The sequence below is a fragment of the Chryseobacterium manosquense genome, from assembly GCF_014623485.1.
Lineage (GTDB): Bacteria > Bacteroidota > Bacteroidia > Flavobacteriales > Weeksellaceae > Kaistella > Kaistella haifensis.
On record NZ_CP060203.1, the window covers coordinates 599,494 to 616,870 of the forward strand.

19 protein-coding genes and 2 pseudogenes are annotated in these 17,377 nt (G+C 38.1%); 15 read left to right on the forward strand and 6 right to left on the reverse strand.

Annotated features, from left to right (window positions below; translation table 11 throughout):
- Positions 1-17 precede the first annotated feature (17 nt).
- Positions 18-1,400: an OmpP1/FadL family transporter gene (locus H0S70_RS02790; RefSeq protein WP_188321633.1), complete on the forward strand. Its 1,383-nt coding sequence runs from the start codon at positions 18-20 to the stop codon at positions 1,398-1,400.
- Positions 1,401-1,460: 60 nt separating this feature from the next.
- On the opposite strand, the gene H0S70_RS02795 is transcribed toward H0S70_RS02790, so the two are convergent.
- Together H0S70_RS02795 and H0S70_RS02800 are read right to left on the reverse strand one after the other, a co-directional pair.
- The gene (locus H0S70_RS02795; RefSeq protein WP_188321634.1) at positions 1,461-2,153 is read right to left on the reverse strand and encodes a ZIP family metal transporter; all 693 of its coding nucleotides are present in this window, start codon (positions 2,151-2,153) and stop codon (positions 1,461-1,463) included.
- A 6-nt stretch (positions 2,154-2,159) separates the two neighbouring features.
- Positions 2,160-2,915, reverse strand: coding sequence for a class I SAM-dependent DNA methyltransferase (locus H0S70_RS02800; RefSeq protein ID WP_188321635.1), 756 nt, complete (start codon positions 2,913-2,915; stop codon positions 2,160-2,162).
- Between the two features lie 134 nt (positions 2,916-3,049).
- Here H0S70_RS02800 and H0S70_RS02805 point away from each other — a divergent pair, with 134 nt between their 5' ends.
- From H0S70_RS02805 to H0S70_RS02870, 14 genes and pseudogenes are all read left to right on the forward strand, one after another.
- Complete coding sequence (locus tag H0S70_RS02805; protein WP_188321636.1) at positions 3,050-4,213, forward strand: THUMP domain-containing class I SAM-dependent RNA methyltransferase; 1,164 nt, start codon at positions 3,050-3,052, stop codon at positions 4,211-4,213.
- A gap of 63 nt (positions 4,214-4,276) precedes the next feature.
- Positions 4,277-5,278 carry a glycosyltransferase gene (locus tag H0S70_RS02810; protein WP_188321637.1) on the forward strand — a complete coding sequence of 334 codons (1,002 nt, stop codon included), beginning with the start codon at positions 4,277-4,279 and terminating at the stop codon, positions 5,276-5,278.
- A gap of 411 nt (positions 5,279-5,689) precedes the next feature.
- Complete coding sequence (locus H0S70_RS02815) at positions 5,690-6,940, forward strand: site-specific integrase (RefSeq protein WP_188321638.1); 1,251 nt, start codon at positions 5,690-5,692, stop codon at positions 6,938-6,940.
- Between the two features lie 420 nt (positions 6,941-7,360).
- Positions 7,361-7,753, forward strand: coding sequence for a single-stranded DNA-binding protein (locus H0S70_RS02820; RefSeq protein ID WP_188321639.1), 393 nt, complete (start codon positions 7,361-7,363; stop codon positions 7,751-7,753).
- A 44-nt stretch (positions 7,754-7,797) separates the two neighbouring features.
- Positions 7,798-8,871 carry a DUF932 domain-containing protein gene (locus tag H0S70_RS02825; RefSeq protein ID WP_132772562.1) on the forward strand — a complete coding sequence of 358 codons (1,074 nt, stop codon included), beginning with the start codon at positions 7,798-7,800 and terminating at the stop codon, positions 8,869-8,871.
- A gap of 84 nt (positions 8,872-8,955) precedes the next feature.
- On the forward strand, positions 8,956-9,129 hold the full coding sequence (locus tag H0S70_RS02830) for a DNA-binding protein (protein ID WP_228378467.1): 174 nt from the start codon (positions 8,956-8,958) through the stop codon (positions 9,127-9,129).
- 4 nt (positions 9,130-9,133) lie between these two features.
- A complete protein-coding gene (locus H0S70_RS02835) occupies positions 9,134-9,337 on the forward strand; it encodes a hypothetical protein (protein ID WP_026357465.1) in 204 nt (67 codons plus the stop codon).
- Positions 9,338-9,341: 4 nt separating this feature from the next.
- Positions 9,342-9,950: a PRTRC system protein E gene (locus H0S70_RS02840; RefSeq protein WP_055133023.1), complete on the forward strand. Its 609-nt coding sequence runs from the start codon at positions 9,342-9,344 to the stop codon at positions 9,948-9,950.
- Between the two features lie 18 nt (positions 9,951-9,968).
- Positions 9,969-10,187, forward strand: coding sequence for a PRTRC system protein C (locus H0S70_RS02845; RefSeq protein WP_055133022.1), 219 nt, complete (start codon positions 9,969-9,971; stop codon positions 10,185-10,187).
- A 17-nt stretch (positions 10,188-10,204) separates the two neighbouring features.
- On the forward strand, positions 10,205-11,371 hold the full coding sequence (locus H0S70_RS02850) for a hypothetical protein (protein WP_055133021.1): 1,167 nt from the start codon (positions 10,205-10,207) through the stop codon (positions 11,369-11,371).
- A pseudogene (locus H0S70_RS02855) lies at positions 11,368-11,895 on the forward strand (PRTRC system protein B); the annotation flags it as partial. The gene H0S70_RS02850 and the pseudogene H0S70_RS02855, both read left to right, overlap by 4 nt.
- A 78-nt stretch (positions 11,896-11,973) precedes the next feature.
- The gene (locus tag H0S70_RS02860) at positions 11,974-13,287 is read left to right on the forward strand and encodes an IS1380 family transposase (protein WP_124986562.1); all 1,314 of its coding nucleotides are present in this window, start codon (positions 11,974-11,976) and stop codon (positions 13,285-13,287) included.
- Positions 13,288-13,292: 5 nt separating this feature from the next.
- Positions 13,293-13,493, forward strand: a pseudogene (locus H0S70_RS02865) (PRTRC system protein B); the annotation flags it as partial.
- Positions 13,490-14,299 (forward strand): PRTRC system ThiF family protein, encoded by an 810-nt coding sequence (locus H0S70_RS02870; protein ID WP_188321640.1) that lies wholly within the window; start codon positions 13,490-13,492, stop codon positions 14,297-14,299. The pseudogene H0S70_RS02865 and the gene H0S70_RS02870, both read left to right, overlap by 4 nt.
- 278 nt (positions 14,300-14,577) lie before the next feature.
- On the opposite strand, the gene H0S70_RS02875 is transcribed toward H0S70_RS02870, so the two are convergent.
- From H0S70_RS02875 to H0S70_RS02890, 4 genes are all read right to left on the reverse strand, one after another.
- Positions 14,578-15,027, reverse strand: coding sequence for a response regulator (locus tag H0S70_RS02875; protein WP_055133018.1), 450 nt, complete (start codon positions 15,025-15,027; stop codon positions 14,578-14,580).
- 274 nt (positions 15,028-15,301) lie between these two features.
- Positions 15,302-15,601 (reverse strand): helix-turn-helix domain-containing protein, encoded by a 300-nt coding sequence (locus H0S70_RS02880; protein ID WP_019974910.1) that lies wholly within the window; start codon positions 15,599-15,601, stop codon positions 15,302-15,304.
- Positions 15,582-15,893: a helix-turn-helix domain-containing protein gene (locus H0S70_RS02885; RefSeq protein WP_188321641.1), complete on the reverse strand. Its 312-nt coding sequence runs from the start codon at positions 15,891-15,893 to the stop codon at positions 15,582-15,584. The genes H0S70_RS02880 and H0S70_RS02885 overlap by 20 nt, the downstream gene beginning before the upstream one ends.
- A 170-nt stretch (positions 15,894-16,063) precedes the next feature.
- Complete coding sequence (locus H0S70_RS02890; RefSeq protein ID WP_055133017.1) at positions 16,064-17,353, reverse strand: hypothetical protein; 1,290 nt, start codon at positions 17,351-17,353, stop codon at positions 16,064-16,066.
- Positions 17,354-17,377: the final 24 nt, after the last annotated feature.

Below are 17,377 nucleotides of genomic sequence, written 5' to 3' on the forward strand. Positions count from 1 at the left end.
AAGTGTACATAAATAAAATGATTAAAAAATCTTTAATGATCTTGAGCATTTCCGCTGCGTATTTTGCGAATGCACAAGATATATCAACCATCAGAAATACCGCGGAGGTATATTCAAACTCATCACTAAACGGTACTTCAAAATACAATTCAATGGCAGGATCTATGGGAGCTTTGGGCGGAGATTTCTCTGTTTTGAATTCAAATCCTGCAGGTGTCGGAGTGAGCATTGCAGGCGAAGTTTCAGGAACTTTAAGTATTGAAGGCAGTAAAAACACCACTTCGTACGCCGGAAAATCTTTGGATTATAACGTTAATAATACCGATTTAGGAAACGTGGGTGGAATTGCCGTTTTTCAAATTGATTCTTCACCTTGGAAGTTCGTGAATGTTGCAGTGAATTATTCTAACCGATCTCTGGAGGATTACATTGAAACCCCCGGAAAGAGTGATTTGGTATATGAAATACGAGATGCCGATAATAATTTGGTGGATGAGCTATCTTTCGCCGGTCATGCATATAACCGATACGGAAATCTTTCGAAAATGAGTATCGGAGTTGGCGGGAATTACGATAACCGAATTTACGTAGGAGCAGGTTTAAATTTCCATAATTCTATTCTTGATCAATACGATTCCGCAGCTTTTACCAACAACGCAAATGTTACAGATGTTTACGATAAGCAATACACGCCATTTTCTGAATCAGCGAGTGGTTTTTCAGCTTCAGTTGGGGTTATCGGGAAAATCAGTCCTCAATTCAGACTTGGAGCAGCATTAGAAACGCCAACGTGGTGGAACATTGCAAGAGTGTACAGCGAATATGAAAACCCTGTTGATGGAACTTACACCGAAGATCGCGATCTCTCTACACCGATGAAGGCTACTTTAAGTGCTGCGTATGTTCCAAATAAAAATTTAGCAATCAACGTAGATTATTCATTAGGTCTTACCAAACCGAAATATAAAGTTTATGGCGATTCCGAAACTGAATTAAACCAATTCTTTTCAAATAATTACGCTAATCTTTCCGAGTTGAAAGTTGGCGCGGAATATCGTGTACAAGCTTTCAGATTGAGAGGTGGTTATGGTTTTTCGGCGAGTCCTTTCGATTCCATGTCTATTCAAACTGTAGCAGGAAATACCGCGTATGATAATTTGATTTTAGGAAAAAGAAATACCATCGCGGCCGGACTCGGATATGATTTCAAGTCCTTTTTTATTGATGCAGCTTACCAAAACGTAAGTTCAGAATACAGCAATCCTTTCATGCAAGGATCTTCAGCAAGTAACACCGGATATTTTTCTAGTCAATATATCGTAAATTCTGATGCTGCAATTGTTTCAAATGTGAAAAACAAAAAAGATAATTTTTTTATTACACTCGGTTGGAAATTTTAATTTCCAGACTTAAGTGAAATAATGATGGAAGACTCCGGAGCAATCCGGAGTCTTTTATTTTTAATGAGAATGAAATATATGGCTGAATAAAGCCAAACCGATTCCACAAATCACCATCAGAATTTTCATCCAGTCGATATTGTGGTTCTTGTTGCTTTCGAAAATAATGACCGAAGAAATGTGAAGGAAAATTCCACCAACAAGCGCTAGAAAATAAGGTTTGTAATCCGAATTAAAATAATTTCCAAAAAGCATACCCAAAGGCGATGCGATGGCAAATATCGATATCACAAGCCACGAAGAAGTAGAAAATTTATTTTTATGAATTAGAAAAGCTCCCAAAACAAATGAAATAGGCAAGTTGTGAAACAAAATCCCCATCAAATAAGGATTGAAAATATTCTTCTCATTAGCAATAGGAATTCCTTCCAAAAAGGCATGGATAAACATTCCGACCATCAAAGCAATCGGTAAAATATTCTTCTCTTCGTGATGATGATGAAGGTGACCGTGCTCGAATCCTTTCGTCAGGTTTTCGAGAAGAATTTGAAGCAGAACTCCTGCAATTACAAAAATTCCTACATTGTGATGTTTCGAAGAATACACTTCCGGGAAAACATCATTCAAGCAAATGGTAATGAGAAATCCTGCACTTAAAATCAAAAGATTTTTGGCAAATTTTTCTTTTTCACCGAAGAATTTTCCTAGCAAAACACCTGCTAGAACACTTAAAATCAATAAAAAAATAATCATATTTTATTATAGTTTTTTTTTAAAAACGTTGATGCATCGAGACGAATTTTCCGGATCAAATGTTCCTAAATTATAATCACCATATATTTTCACTCTTTCAAAACCAAATTCTTTCGCATAATTCCCGATGCTTTCTAAGGTGTGGAGTTTCACTTTCTCGAAAAAATGAAAATCCTTTCCTTCATGATGAAACCGAATATCTTTAATAACGAATTGATTATCAATCTTTTTACTAATCTGAAAAACGATTCCGTCTTTTAATATTTCCTCTTCGGGGACCAAAGTGTTTTTTACCCAGTTTGCATTTAGAAAATCCAGAACAAAATAACCGTCGTCTTTTAAGGCGTTTGCTACCGATCTGAAGATTTTTTTGTCTTCAGTTTCATCATCGAAATACCCGAAACTTGTGAAAAGATTAAAAACCGCATCTACTTTCTCTGCAGAAACTTCCGGATAAATTTCGTTTCGCATATCGTGGACAGCAAATTTCAGGAAATGTTCAGCAGCATCATCAGTTTCAAATTTTTTATTTTGCAAAATACTTTCTTTCGATAGATCCAGACCTAAAACATTGTAACCCAATTGATGGAGATAAACGGAATGTCGGCCTTTCCCACATGCCAAATCGATGATGGTGGTGTCTTTTTTTATCTTTAAATCATTGATTAGTAAGGAAATAAAATGTTCTGCCTCCCGGAAATCCCGGTCTTTATATAGAATGTGATAATAAGGGGTATCAAACCATGTTTCAAACCAAGCCATAATGCAAAAATAGCTAAAATTGAATAGATTTTATCAGTTAAGTGTCCTTTCATATCATCTGCTTGAGCATCAAACTTCTATAAAATAGAAAAGCCGAGATCAGACAACCTCGAAAATCATTACCTTTGCAAACTATGAACATCGACAATTTACAAATTCAAATCAAAACTTTTTTCGGTCTCGAAGCAGTGTTGGCAGAGGAAATCAAGAAACTAGGCGGCAAAAATGTCGAAATTAAAAACCGCGCGGTAAACTGCGAAGGTGATCTTGGTTTTCTTTATAAAATCAATTATTCTGCAAGAACTGCACTCAAAATTCTTATTCCAGTTCTCACTTTTAAAGCTTGGGACGAAAGCCGGTTTTACGATAAACTTTTTGCTTTTCCTTGGGATGATTTCATGACTGTGGACCAAACTTTTGCGATCGATTCAACGGTGTATTCCGAAAGATTTAAACACTCGCAGTTTATGTCGCAGAAAATGAAAGATGCAATTGTAGATTATTTTAAATTTCACCATCGAAAAAGACCCAATGTTGATGTTCAGAATCCGGATATCAAATTTCATCTGCATATCGATCGGGAATTGGTGACGATTTCCCTTGACTCAGCGGGCGATCCTTTGTTCAAACGTGGTTACCGAAAAGAGCAGGGGGAAGCACCAATCAATGAAGTCTTGGCGAGCGGAATGTTGCAGTTGGCAGGTTGGGACGGGAAAGGAAATTTCCTGGATCCGATGTGTGGTTCCGGAACTTTATTGATCGAAGCAGCGATGATTGCGATGGATTTGCCGGCGCAAATTTTCAGAAAGAAGTTCTCTTTCCAGAACTGGAAAAATTACGATGCAGAACTTTTCCAAAAAATAAAAGAAGTAAGAATCAACCGAATCAAAGAATTCACCGGGAAAATTGTTGGGTATGATTTGGATTCTCAAATGTTGAACGCGGCTCATCTCAACATCGAAGCTGCCGAAATGGAAGATGTGATCGAAGTAAAACGACAAGATTTTTTCGAGTCTAAAAAAGAATTATTCCCATTGATGATGGTTTTCAATCCGCCTTATGACGAGCGAATTGAAATCACTGATGATGAATTTTACAAGAAAATCGGTGATACTTTCAAGAAAAATTATCCAAATACTTTAGCGTGGTTTATTTCTTCAGACCTTGATGCTGCAAAGAAAGTGGGTTTAAGACCTTCAAGAAGAATCAAACTTTTCAACGGAAAATTGGAATGCCGTTTTCTGCAGTTTGAAATGTATGAAGGAACCAAGAAGGTTCATAAATTGGAGAATAAATAATTTTATTTCATTGTTGAAATTAATGAATAGATTTTCAAATTAACTCATTCTAAAATTCTCAAATTGCCGACCGTTTCCATCATAATAGCTATTTACAATCGCAAAGACGAACTTTTCGAGTTGCTCAATTCATTGTCTCATCAAACCGATAAAGATTTTGAAATCATCATTGTTGATGATGGTTCCAAGATTGATTTGCGACCGACTGCCGAACTTTTTAAAGAAAGTTTAAATATTCAGTTTTTCCGAAAAGACAATTCCGGACCAGGTTTGAGCAGGAATTATGGCGCAAGAAGAGCAAAAAATGACTGGCTCGTTTTCGTCGATTCCGATGTGATTGTGGAGAAAGATTACATCGAAAACATCAAAAAAAATATCCGCGAAATTCCTTGCGATGCATTTGGCGGTGCCGACAAAGCCCACAAAGGTTTTAACTTGATGCAGAAAGCAATTTCCTATTCGATGACCTCGGTTTTTACCACAGGCGGAATTCGTGGCAGCAAAAAAGCGGTCACCAAATTTCAGCCACGGAGCTTCAATATGGGAGTTCGAAAATCGTCTTTCGAAAAGGTCGGCGGTTTCTCCGAAATGCGAATTGGCGAAGATCCTGATCTTTCGATGAAACTGTGGGAAAATGGCTTCACCACAGCTTTTTTTGACAATATCGGTGTGTATCATAAGCGGCGTGTCGATTTCGGGAAATTCTCCAAACAAGTCTATCAATTTGGCTGTGCGAGACCGATTCTCAACCAGCGACACCCGAATTATGTAAAGATTTCTTTCGCATTTCCATCCATATTTTTGATCGGATATGTGCTGGGATTTATCGAATATTTCACACTTCAGAGAGGATTAATCCTCGCATTTTACGGACTTTACACCTTCATCGTATTTTTTCACGCTCTCCTTTTAACAAAAAACATCAGCATCGCGGCGATGGCCGTAATTTCCACGTATATTCAGATGTTTTCCTACGGTTACGGCTTCCTAAAATCCTGGATTTTACTCAATGTGTTCCGCCAAAAACCCGAAGAAGCCTTTCCGTCGCATTTTCATCAAAACTAAAGAAGGTTGGGAATTGTTTTCCTTTGGGCGCACATTTCCGGCTTTCACTACTCGCTTTTTTGTTCCGCTATGCTCCACAAAAAGAGCTCAAACATGCCGTTCAATCCGGGGCGCAGTTCGGTTTTCATTAGAAAATTAACTATTTTTACAAAAAAAGATTAGTAAAAAGCAAAAATAAGCAAAACGATTAAACCCGTTGCTATACAATGCTTTATAAAACAGTAGTCTTAGTTTGGAACTCGGTGTCCGATAGGTTTTGGGCTTAAAAATACAAGGTTAGGTTACTAATTCGTTACCGATTAACAAAGGCAACTACATAGCTTAACTGATTATATTTCAGTCTTTTGCACCCATTTTTATATTCCCTTGTAACTCAATGTAATTTAATTTTAAACATTAAACATTTGAGTTATGGAACAGACAAAAAAGTCCACGTTCAAACTGCTTTTCTACCTGAAAAAGAACGAACTGAAAAAGAACGGTAATGCACCAATTATGGCACGTATTACCATTGATGGAACACCTAAAACTTTCGGAACAAAGTTAGAAATCAATCCTAATAATTGGGATTTAAAATACGGAAGAGTTGAGGGAAAGAGTGCCACCGCTTTGAGCGTTAACCAAAAATTGGATAACATACGTGGACGTATCGACAAGATTTACGAAGATATGCTGAAGCACGAGGGGTTTGCAACCGCCCAAAAAGTAAAGCTCTCGTTTTTAGGTGTTGGTGTAATGGAAGATGCCGTACTAAAAGTCTTTAAAGACCAAAACGAAGACTTTGAAAAAATGGTCGCTAAGGGAAAACGCTCTCAAAGCACATATAGCAAGTACAACACTGTTTACAATCACCTTAGCGAATTTATAAGGGAGCGTTACCATCGTGACGATATGGCTTTCCGAGAACTCACTTCTGATTTTATCCGTGAGTTTGATTTCTTTCTTCGCATTGATAAGGAATGTACTCATAATACGGTTTGGGTTTACACAATGCCAGTTATTGCTTTGGCAGAATTGGCTATCAAGAAAGGCTTGATACGGGATAATCCTTTTGAGGATTATGAAATCAGTATGGAAGAAACCGACCGCAGCTACCTTTTAAAAGAGGATGTGGAAACCTTAATGCTCCTGAAACCATCCAAGTCCCGATATGAACTTGTAAAAGACCTTTTTATTTTCAGTTGCTTTACAGGGCTTTCCTACATTGACATTAAGAAACTGAAATGGAGCAATATCCAGTCTTTCTTTGATGGACACCAATGGATAATCAGCAGGAGGAAGAAATCAGATGTTGCCTCCAACGTCCGTCTTTTGGAAATCCCCAAACGCATCATTGAGAAATATCGTGGAGTTACAAGAAATGATTTTGTATTCCCAATGCCATCCAATGCGACTTGCAACACGCATATAGGTAAACTTATTGAGGAAGCGAGTATTGTTACAGAACAGAAAGTTACATTCCACACCGCCCGTCACACATTCGCCACAATGTTTTTGACCGAGGGCGTACCGCTTGAAAGCCTTAGCAAAATGATGGGGCATAAAAATATTTCCACCACACAGATTTACGCCAAAATCACAAGCCAAAAAATCAGTAAGGATATGGATTTAGTTGCCCCAAAATTTCAGGCTATGGAAGAAGCATTTTTAGCCGCAATCTGATTAACTTTTATTACTTCACTACAGAGCAGAACTTAACGGTTCTGCTTTTTTTATGCCCTTACTTTTCGATTATTCCAACCTCTATTTCAGGCTCTCATAGCCTGGTCATTTATTCCATAAAAATTAGAACAGAATATTTCCACAATCAACCGGTAAAAAGGCAGCTAAGTTATAGCGGGCAGCCACCGCACCCACCCACCAATAAAAAAAATGAATGAACGGTTTCCCCCTAAAGGAACCCCCATTAAATCATTTTTTTTCTTGGTCTTCGCTGTTGCCCGCTTGGATTATCTGCTTTCTTTTTTCCGGTTTTTCTTTTGGAAAAAATTATGCGAAGCGAAGCGGAGCAAACCACAACAGGAAGCAGGAAACGAGAAAAGCGAACGTAACAAAATGTACAACTTTTAAAACAGGACGATTATGAACATCACAGGAAGACTGACAAGGGATGCGGAAGTACGCACAACGTCAAACGGAAAACAAGTAGTAAACTTTTCAGTAGCGGTAAACGACAGCTACAAAACCAAACAGGGCGAACGAGTGGAGCAAACCGCCTATTTCGACTGCTCATATTGGAGAACCCCGAACGCAGTGAAGATACTCACCAAAGGTCTATTGGTAGAAGTGACTGGCAGGGTAAGCACAAGAGCGTGGGTAGGCAAAGACGGAGAAGCAAAGGCAGGTTTGAACTTTCATACCTCTGACTTCAAACCGCTTGCAGGAGGCAGGAGAGCCGAAACCATACAGGCTACTGCACAATCTGAAAGCAACGGATTTACAACACAGGGAGTAGATGAGGACCTCCCATTTTAACAACGAGTATTCAATCATTTTTTAACATCAAAATTTTAAGCATTATGGCACATAATATCAATTTCAACGAGAGAACAGGGCGTTATTCATTTTTCAGCGTTCAAAAAAAAGCGTGGCACAACTTGGGGCAAATCGTGGAGCAATACCCGACAAGCGAGGAAGCTATCAAATACGCAGGGTTAGATTACGAAGTCATAAAATCCCCACTATTTACAAAAGGTTCGGGCATTATCGAAACTGCCAACGGCATAGAGATAGGCAGTAGCGAATTGGAAGTACCTAACTATTTCGCCAACATACGCACCGATAACAACGCAGTATTGGGCGTAGTCGGCAAGGATTACCACATAGTACAAAACCGTGAAGCCTTTAATTTCTTTGATGCTATTGTAGGTGGTGGCGAGGGGATTTTATACGAAACCGCAGGAGCGTTAGGCAACGGAGAACGCATTTTTATCACAGCCAAATTGCCCGACTATATCCGTGTAGGTAATGGCGATGATGTAACAGAAAAGTACATTTTCCTAACCACTTCGCACGATGGTAGCGGAAGTATTACAGCCGCATTTACGCCTATCAGAATTGTTTGTCAAAACACCTTAAACGCTTCGTTACGCAGTATGACCAATGTAGTCCGTATCAAGCACACTTCGGGGGCAAAACAACGTATCGAGAATGCTCACAAGATTATGGGACTTGCCAACACATTGAGCAACCAATTAGAGGGCATTTTCAACGAATGGGCAAAAGTAAAGGTAACAGACCGAGAGGTAAGAAAGCTAATACAGTTGGCACTTTGCCCAAATAAAGAAACGCTTGACCTAATCAAAAAAGGTGCGGATGATGAAATTTCCACCGTGTTCAAAAACACCGTTGAGGATGCTTTTGCTTATGCGATGATAAGCGATACACAGCAAATGGACACTACCAAAGGCACGTTGTTCGGAGCGTATAATGCTGTGACAGGGTACTATCAGAACGTGAGAAATTACAAGAACGATGAAGCCAAGTTGCAAAGTATTGTATTGGGTGGTACTGCCCAACTCAAATCACAAAAAGCATTTGAATTGTGTAGTGATTTTGCCTTAGATGGTGCGGAAATCCTAAACCTTAATTAAATAACAACAGGCTACCGCCTTAATCGGTGGTAGCCTTATAAAACAACGGATATGAAAGCAAAAACAATAGAGGAAGCAAAAAGTATGGCTAAAGACAAGAGCCTTGAAACACAATACAAAGACGAAGCTATTTACATCATCTATTGCAGTAGAACCGAGTATTTCTATGTAGATACCAATAGCCTAATACGACTTTGGGAACAGCTATTTGGCTATTATGAAAATGGAGTTTATACCGCTGAAAAACCACACTCATAAAGCTATGCAAGTAACAGATTTGAACGGTTGCCCCATTGAGATAACGAACCTTAAAGAAGCCATTAAAATGGCAAGGCAATATAAAGAGTACCGACACGAGGACAAAAGTTTTTCAGAGTTCGACAAAAAGCTAAAAGCCTATTGGACGGATATGTTTGAGAAACTGACAACAATCAAAAAACGATTAGACGAAACTTTAAAATTTTAGAACAATGAACACAAATTTTTTCAATCAGATACAGCAGTTGGACTTTACAGGAGTTTTACAACTGAACATTTCAAAAGGAATAGAAAGCAACTTAATCGTAACAGTATTGCTCAACAACGAACAATGCGGAGATAGTGCCAAAAACGGTATTCCCCCATTGACATTTAACGCCACGCCCCAAGAGTTTGACGAGGGATTTTTTGAGCAGATAACCACACCTATACAAAAGGTATCGGGCTTAATGGTGGATATGGAGAAATTCTTAAAGCAATTGGAAGAAGTTAAAAAGCAATCGGCAATCGAGAAAGAAAAAGCCGAAAAGGAGAAAAAGGAAAAAGAAGCCAAAGACAAGAAGTTTAAAGATGCTATGGCAAAGGCTGACGAGTTGGAGAAAGAGGGCAAGTTCCGTGATGCGTGGATGAAAGTACCCGATATAACGGAGTTCCCCGAAAAAGCGGACGAGATACGCAAGCGTAAAACATCATTGTCCGACAAGTTTGCCACACCAAGCCTTTTCGGGGCAATGGAAGAAGCAAAACCCGAACCGCAAAAAGAGGAAGAAGTTACTGCCGATTATCCTATTGATGAAGCGGACGAAGAAGAACAGTATTAACACTTAAAAACGACCATTATGTTATTAGCAACCCAATTAGAGCGAGTATTTATCCTCAATGATAAAGGACAGGACATCAGACTGACCGACCCAGAACCACGTTGGAGCGTGGAAGCCGTAATGAATTTTTACGCCAATATGTACCCGATTTTGACAACAGCAAAAGCATCCGCACCGCAAATCAAAGATGATGCGGTAGAGTACAAATTTGAAAGCGTAATGGGTACGAAAGGTTAAACAAAAATTATAAAACGATGAATTATGCAACGCAATATCATATCGGGAACAATCAGCATACCCGAACAGAAACGACAACAGCAGTTACACCGACAGTTGGGCGAGTTCGCAAATTGGCTACAAAGACCAAAGGACGCAAACCAAGTGCAGAAAGACAAACAGAAATCCGTACCAATAGCAATGCTACCAATGGTATTCTAAAGTGTACGTTTCTGCCTAAACTGAAAATAGCACAATCCGTACAGGCTTGTCAGAAAACGGAGAGGGATTTTTACAAGTCCCTTTCCCGACTTGCTGAACATTACAGCATTGAGCCAATGCAGACCAAAGATTTTGATTTTCCATACAATATAACATTGTCTATGTGGGATATGGAAACCAAAGTAAAACGTACCAACATAAATTGGGATAGTTTCAAATTGGTACAGGATAGTAAGAAAACCTTTTTTGTGAGCGAGGAAAGGTATAATGTAGGTACAACCTTGTATTATATTCCTATTGCACCACTCTTTAAAATGCTCAAAGACCCGAAACGTAAAAAGACCGCACAGGTACTTTTATCGGTATGCAGTTATCTGTACCATATTGCCGATGTACCGTATTACAGGCAGGAAGACAGCTATTTGTATTGGTTGTATGAAACGCATAAAGATTGGGTAGAACAGGATGATGAAACAGACGAAACCGAAACGTATAAAAGTGAGTTGAGAAATGCCGAATATATTGGCGACAATATAGAACAAAAGCTATTTAACCGTATCAATCTAAAGGTATTTGAACAGCGTTTGAGCCGATTTAAAAGCCTTGATACATTCGACAGGGAATGTTGGCAGATAGCTTGTAATGCTTTTGTCCTTTATACGGAATATCCGAACGCAACCATTTTCAGAAATGCACCATTGCCCGAAGAAGACCCCTATAATGATGATTACGAAAATGAAGCAATCGGAATGGAAAAGTATATCTCTTTTATTTCCGATACCAAAGGTTGGTTATATGAAAGCCTTAAAGAAAGCATCAACAACGAGTTTAACGAGTGCGGAGTATTGGAAGAACCGACCATTTGCAAAGCCTTTGACGGAAGCAAAATAAAGACAAACAACCTTGATTTTGAAAACCGCCTGTTTACCTTATTGGACGACCTATGCACTCTATTGTATGACTATAAAACAACAGAAAAATGAACACCATAAACAACATAACCAAAGATTTCGGCACATTGTACTATCCAAAATCCGCTTTGGTTTTCTATGAAACCAAAGGAACAGATACAGCAATGTACGTGGAGCATTTCGATATGGATAGCAACGGAACGCCTACCAATGCCCACCCATTGACAGTAAAAAAAGCCAACGTATTATCAATGGCTTTACAGACCGATGAAGAAAAGAATAAAGCCTTTTTAAAGCCAAAGGGAATTTTGCCGACAAACATTTTGCATATCAATCAGAGTGCAGAAAATGGTGCGGTACTTTGGTACACCAAATCAAAGCAAAGGCAACTGTATTTTGTAGATAGTTTGGGCATACCCAACGGAAAGGCACAAGTACCGCCAATGCTTTGGTTAGCGAGCAAAAGCAGTCTTACTGTATTTGCTTTGGCAAACGACAGAAGACCCACCGAGAAAACGCCATTGCATTACGTTCCTTTCTTCAATATCTATGAAAAGGGCAATGTATGTATGGGTACTGTTAGTATTGACATTAAACCCAAATTCCGCAATAGAAAAAAAAGAGTATTTTAGTATTCTAATATCCAACTGCGTAGCAGTAGAAAAAAATAAGCGATGAAATTCGATCTATCCTTTACCAATAAAGAGATTACGCCTTGGGGAGGAATGGTGTTTTTAAAGCAAATGTTGGACAAAATCGGCTTTAGAGAGCAAATTGAAAAATGCGAATCTTTACCTGTGTCACTTTCCAATAATTCTTATAAAAAAGAAGTTTTGCTTGAATCTTTTATTACGAGTATTTGGTGTGGCGCCAATCGTTTTTTGCACACAGAAATTACCCGTGCAGATAAGGCTCTTGGGGAAATATTTGACTGGCGGAAAACCCCTGCTCAGGACGCATATAAACGCTATTTTGGCAAGTTTACACAACACATCAACCAGCAAGTTGGGCATCATTTTTTCAGTTGGTTTTTTCAGAATTTGAACCTCAATTATTTTACGTTAGACATTGATTCATCTGTAATTACTCGATACGGAGAGCAAGAGGGAGCAAAAAAAGGCTACAATCCTAAGAAAAAAGGAAGAAACAGCCATCATCCTATCATTGCATTTGTGAACGATGTAAAGATGGTCGCTAATTTTTGGCTCAGGAGCGGTGATACTTCTTCGGCAAATAATTTTGTAGGATTTTTAGAAGAAACACTCTTAAATTTTGGGGATAAAAAAGTAGGATTAGTTCGTTTGGATAGTGGTTTTTTCCAGAAAGACATTATGGATTATCTTGAATTAAAAACACTCCAATACATCATCGCTGCAAAATTTACTCACCCCATTCAACACTTGATAGACCAGCAAGATTTTTGGATAAAAGTTGATGAGGGCATCGAAATTTGCGACAAATATTATCAAGCAAAAAACTGGGAAAAGCCAAGAAGGATAGTCATTGTAAGGCAAAAAACAGCACAACGGCCGAATGCGGCAGGCCGAATATTAAGCCTGTTTCCGGAAGATGAAATCCATAGAAATTATCGCTATTCAGCCTATATTACCAACCAAGAACAATCGGCAACAGATGTTTGGAGAACGTACCGAAACAGAGGCGATGCAGAGAATAGAATCAAGGAATTAAAGGCAGATTTTGGAGCCGAAAGTTTTAACCTTAAAGGCTTTTTCCCTACAGAAGCTGCACTTATATTTTCGATGATTGCTTATAATCTGATGTCAATTTTCAGACTGTTTGTTCTTCAAGAAAAAACGCAGAAAACATTATCTACACTACGATATAGAACCTTTGCTATTGGAGCTTATTTTGAAAAAGTAGGTGACACACTCAAACTGAAGATTGCACTCACCAAAAAACGCAGAAAATGGTTCGTCGGAATTTGGGATTACCCCATAGACTTATCTCAAAAAATTTCAACTGCGTGATTTGGGTTAAAAATTCGACTTCGGTTGAGGAATTTATACAGGCGTGGGAACATTATTTTTTCAATTCCTATTTCAGCCATTCATTATGCGAGAACCTCACGAAAAAAAACATTGTAAACCTTTGGAAAGACCTTATCAATACTGATAAACCTTTTCCGAAAGAAGTATTAAAAAAGAATAACAAAACCCTTAAAAATCTATTGTGAAGAATACAGCAAAAACAGCAATCCATTTTACGGACAATTATCTGCTCAATCCGACAAACCCAATTTCGGTAAACCTTATCGGGGCAGGTGGCACAGGCTCAAAAGTATTGACCGCTTTAATGGAAATAAACGAGAGCTTGATAGCGTTGGGACACGCAGGGTTGCAAGTCCGCCTTTGGGATGATGATGTTATCACGAGTGCCAATTTAGGCAGACAGCGTTTTTTTGAAAGTGAAACAGGATTGTACAAATCGGTTGCATTGATAAACCGTATCAATCGTTGCATCGGTACAAATTGGAAAGCCGAAACGGTAAAATTTGAAAAGGACAAGTTTGGCAGAATACCCGAAAAAGCAAGGGCAATCATTACTATTACTTGTGTGGACAATGTACAGGCGAGGTTTGGCGTTGCTGAAATTCTTAAAGAAATAAGTTACCGCAGACACTACCAAGATGAGCCGAAATATTGGTTGGATTTTGGCAACAGCCAAGATACAGGACAAGTGCTACTATCTACTATCGGAGAGATAAAGCAACCCAATTCAGAGAAATACCAAACGGTGGCAAGCCTGCCATTTGTTACCGATGAATTTGGCGAATTGCTGAAGCAATCCGAACAAGAGGATAACACGCCAAGTTGCTCACTTGCCGAAGCGTTGGAACACCAGGACTTGTTTATCAATTCCTCATTAACCCAAGTGGGTTGTTCTTTGCTGTGGAACTTATTTCGCAGGGGAATGACTGAATACAAAGGATTTTTTCACAATCTGAAAGATTTCCGCACCCACCCGATAAAAGTCGCCTGACCCGAAAAGTCGGGCGGCAAAAAGACAGATCCTCCCGATGGTCGGGACAGTCTTTTTGCATCAAATCGGTGCAACCCCTTTGTCAAAATGCACCGCTACACAATTTCCTTTCTCTACCTTTTACCAAACAGGTTGCGACATTATTGTGTGGGATATTCATTATCCCAATGATTAGGTATGCAATGACTTCTTTTCTTTTCACATAAGCGACCAAAGAAAAGAAGCAAAAGAACGCCGCTTGATTAGAACAGATATTTTATACTATTATAATCGGAACGTTACTTATTACTGAAATATTCCTGTGCAATTTCCGCTACTCCCACACTAAAATATCTACCGCCATTGGTAACAACATCAATAGCTTTTTTAAAATCGTCCGTATCGCTACCAATGAGCAAATAACCTGTAAAACCAATTTCCAAAAGAGGTTTTACGGCTTTTTCTGCATCAATATCATTATGTGCAATCAGGTTAATGGTTGGATATTGTGTTCTCAATTCTTGAAGCTGTGCCAGCACATTCTTATTGTAAAAATCAAGGTCAATAATACAAACGTTGGGGAGTGTTTTTAATGCTGATAATTGGGATAGTCCGTCTTCAATGTTTTCAGAGCGGAACGATACTTCAATTCCTGAAGCAGCGAGGTCGTTGCAGGTCAAATCCAAAATCGGGCTTTTATCATTGATAAAGGCGAGGGTAATTTTTTTTTGTGCTGTACCAGTTTCCATATCATTACTTTTTTGAGTTGATGTAGCCCTGCACAAAAAAAAGAAGCGCAGGCAACCACACTTACCGATACTGAGGCACTGGTACGCCTTAATCCCCGAATAAGCGAGCGCCCACGCCTATGACGTGAGCGTTCTTACTTATTGTCTTGGGGATACAAAAAATTACCAGTTTTCAGTACCAAGACCTAAAGCAAAAACACTTTAAGTATTGTTATATTTTACATAGCAAATATACTAAAGTCCTTCCGTTGAAACATAGTCAGAACAAAATTAATTACAAGCAATGTCTGTCATTGGCTATATAGTTCTGTTCTAAGACGGTCAGAATATCACTTTCCTTATAGATTATCTTGCCCCCAATTTGTATAAACGGCAGGATATTATCGTCACGGTATTGCTGTAAAGTCCGTTTGCTGATATGGAGCAGCTTGCATACATCTTCGCCCGACAAGTATATTTCTCCGTTCATTACAGGACGGTAGTTTTTCAATATTTCTTCAATACGGTTTCTCAACTGCATTATCATTTCCTGATGGGCGATGATTTCTTCCGTTTCATTCGTCAGTAAATCTATTGTCGTTGGTATTGTACGGCTGTCCGGCTTCGAGTAAAGCCTGTACGTCCGAGCGTTTATAATAATTCTTGCGGTTCAGTATGGAATATGGCAATAAGCCTTTGTCCTTATAGGTCTGCAAAGTCCGTTTGGTAATGTTCATCATCAAACACACTTCCTGGTTGTCGAGCCATTGCTCTTCTTTGAAAATCGGCGTGTATTTCCGTACAGCATTTTCGGTCATTTCCAAAATTTCCCTTAGCTCATTTTTCATTCCGTCCAATGCGGATTTTTGTATTGCGATAACTTCCATTTTTTGCTCATTTTTTCTGTGGAAGTCGAAGATATTAAGGGGTGTTACAGGGTTGGAAAATGTAGTATTGATTGGCGTTGAAAGGTAGTGTTTGGCGGTTTACTACCTCAGTAAACAAAAAATCGGATAACCTTTTGGCTATCCGATTTGATATTGCTTATTCACAATATTTAAGCAAAGTATTTTTTTAATTTCTCTGGTATCTCTACATTATCAGTTTGCAAAATATTTTTATATTCAATGGTAATGGTACTACCATCAATAAATATATTATTAAATCTTTCCAATAACCAATCAGAATTATCTCGTTGATTATAGTGCTCAACTAATCTCATAATTATATCCTTATCGGACGGGCAATTTTTGATTATTCCGGAAATAATATCAGCTCTATCGTTTACCCATAAATATGACTTATACCCAATAAAACTAATGTTGTTTAAAATCACTTGTTTAAAAGTATCTAAGATGCCATTTCCTGATAATATCTGATGCTCATTGATGGTTGGAGAATATTCTCTTATAGCATTTAATATAGTTTTATTTGCTTCTGCTATTTCATTTTGTGGGATTAAACCATTTCTTAAAAAAGAAGTATATAATCCTAAAATGTTGTTGCAAGAAGTTAATTGTGTTTTCCAAAATTTTCGGACTTCTTCCTCATTAAAATTAAAGCTCAAAATTTTATCAGGATGGTTCGACAGAAAGTCTTTTAAATAATACTTATTGGCTTTGACAATAGCAATCAAACTATCGTTTACAAAACCTTTATTTACCTCTAAACTTTTACTAATTAGTTCCTGTTTCCTTATAGATAAGTCGAAATCCCATTCTCCATTATTTAATAATGCTTCCCAAAAATGTTTCAATTTTGACCTTTCTACTGAAAATTCAATCTCTTGAATTAATGGAGAAATGTCTTTATCCGGTGGAGTAATAGTTGGGTCAAAATGTTTATGAATTTTATTTATCAGAGATTGCATTCCACCCTCTATTGTTATTTTGGACATATTACTCTCTATAAATGCCCAAAAAGCCTCAATATGAAAAGTGTCTATAATATTATCCTTGTAATGAGCGCAGTCATTCCTTCTATCTTTCCAATATTTTATTTGTAATCGTAGATTGTCATTAAGGTTAAATATTGGGTCTTTAGTGCGTTCTTTTGTAGTCTGGTCAGTTTTTTCTTGTTGTTGAGTTGCATCAAATACACTTGCTTCCCACAAGTCTTCATTTTGTAATTTTGAGATTATTTTGTCCCATTCCCCTTGGGGAAATAAGTTTGGTTTAGTTCCTCCAATTATTCTTTCCTTCAGTATCGTCAGAAAAGCCAAATATGAAAATAATAATGAGGCTCTATTCGCTCCAGCTTTATAGCAAGTAACGGCATCTGTAAATAGTACATTTACATCTTCTGAAAAATTATTATTATCAATCCAATTTTCAATTCGTAGTTTCATTCAAATTATATTTTGCCTAAAGCT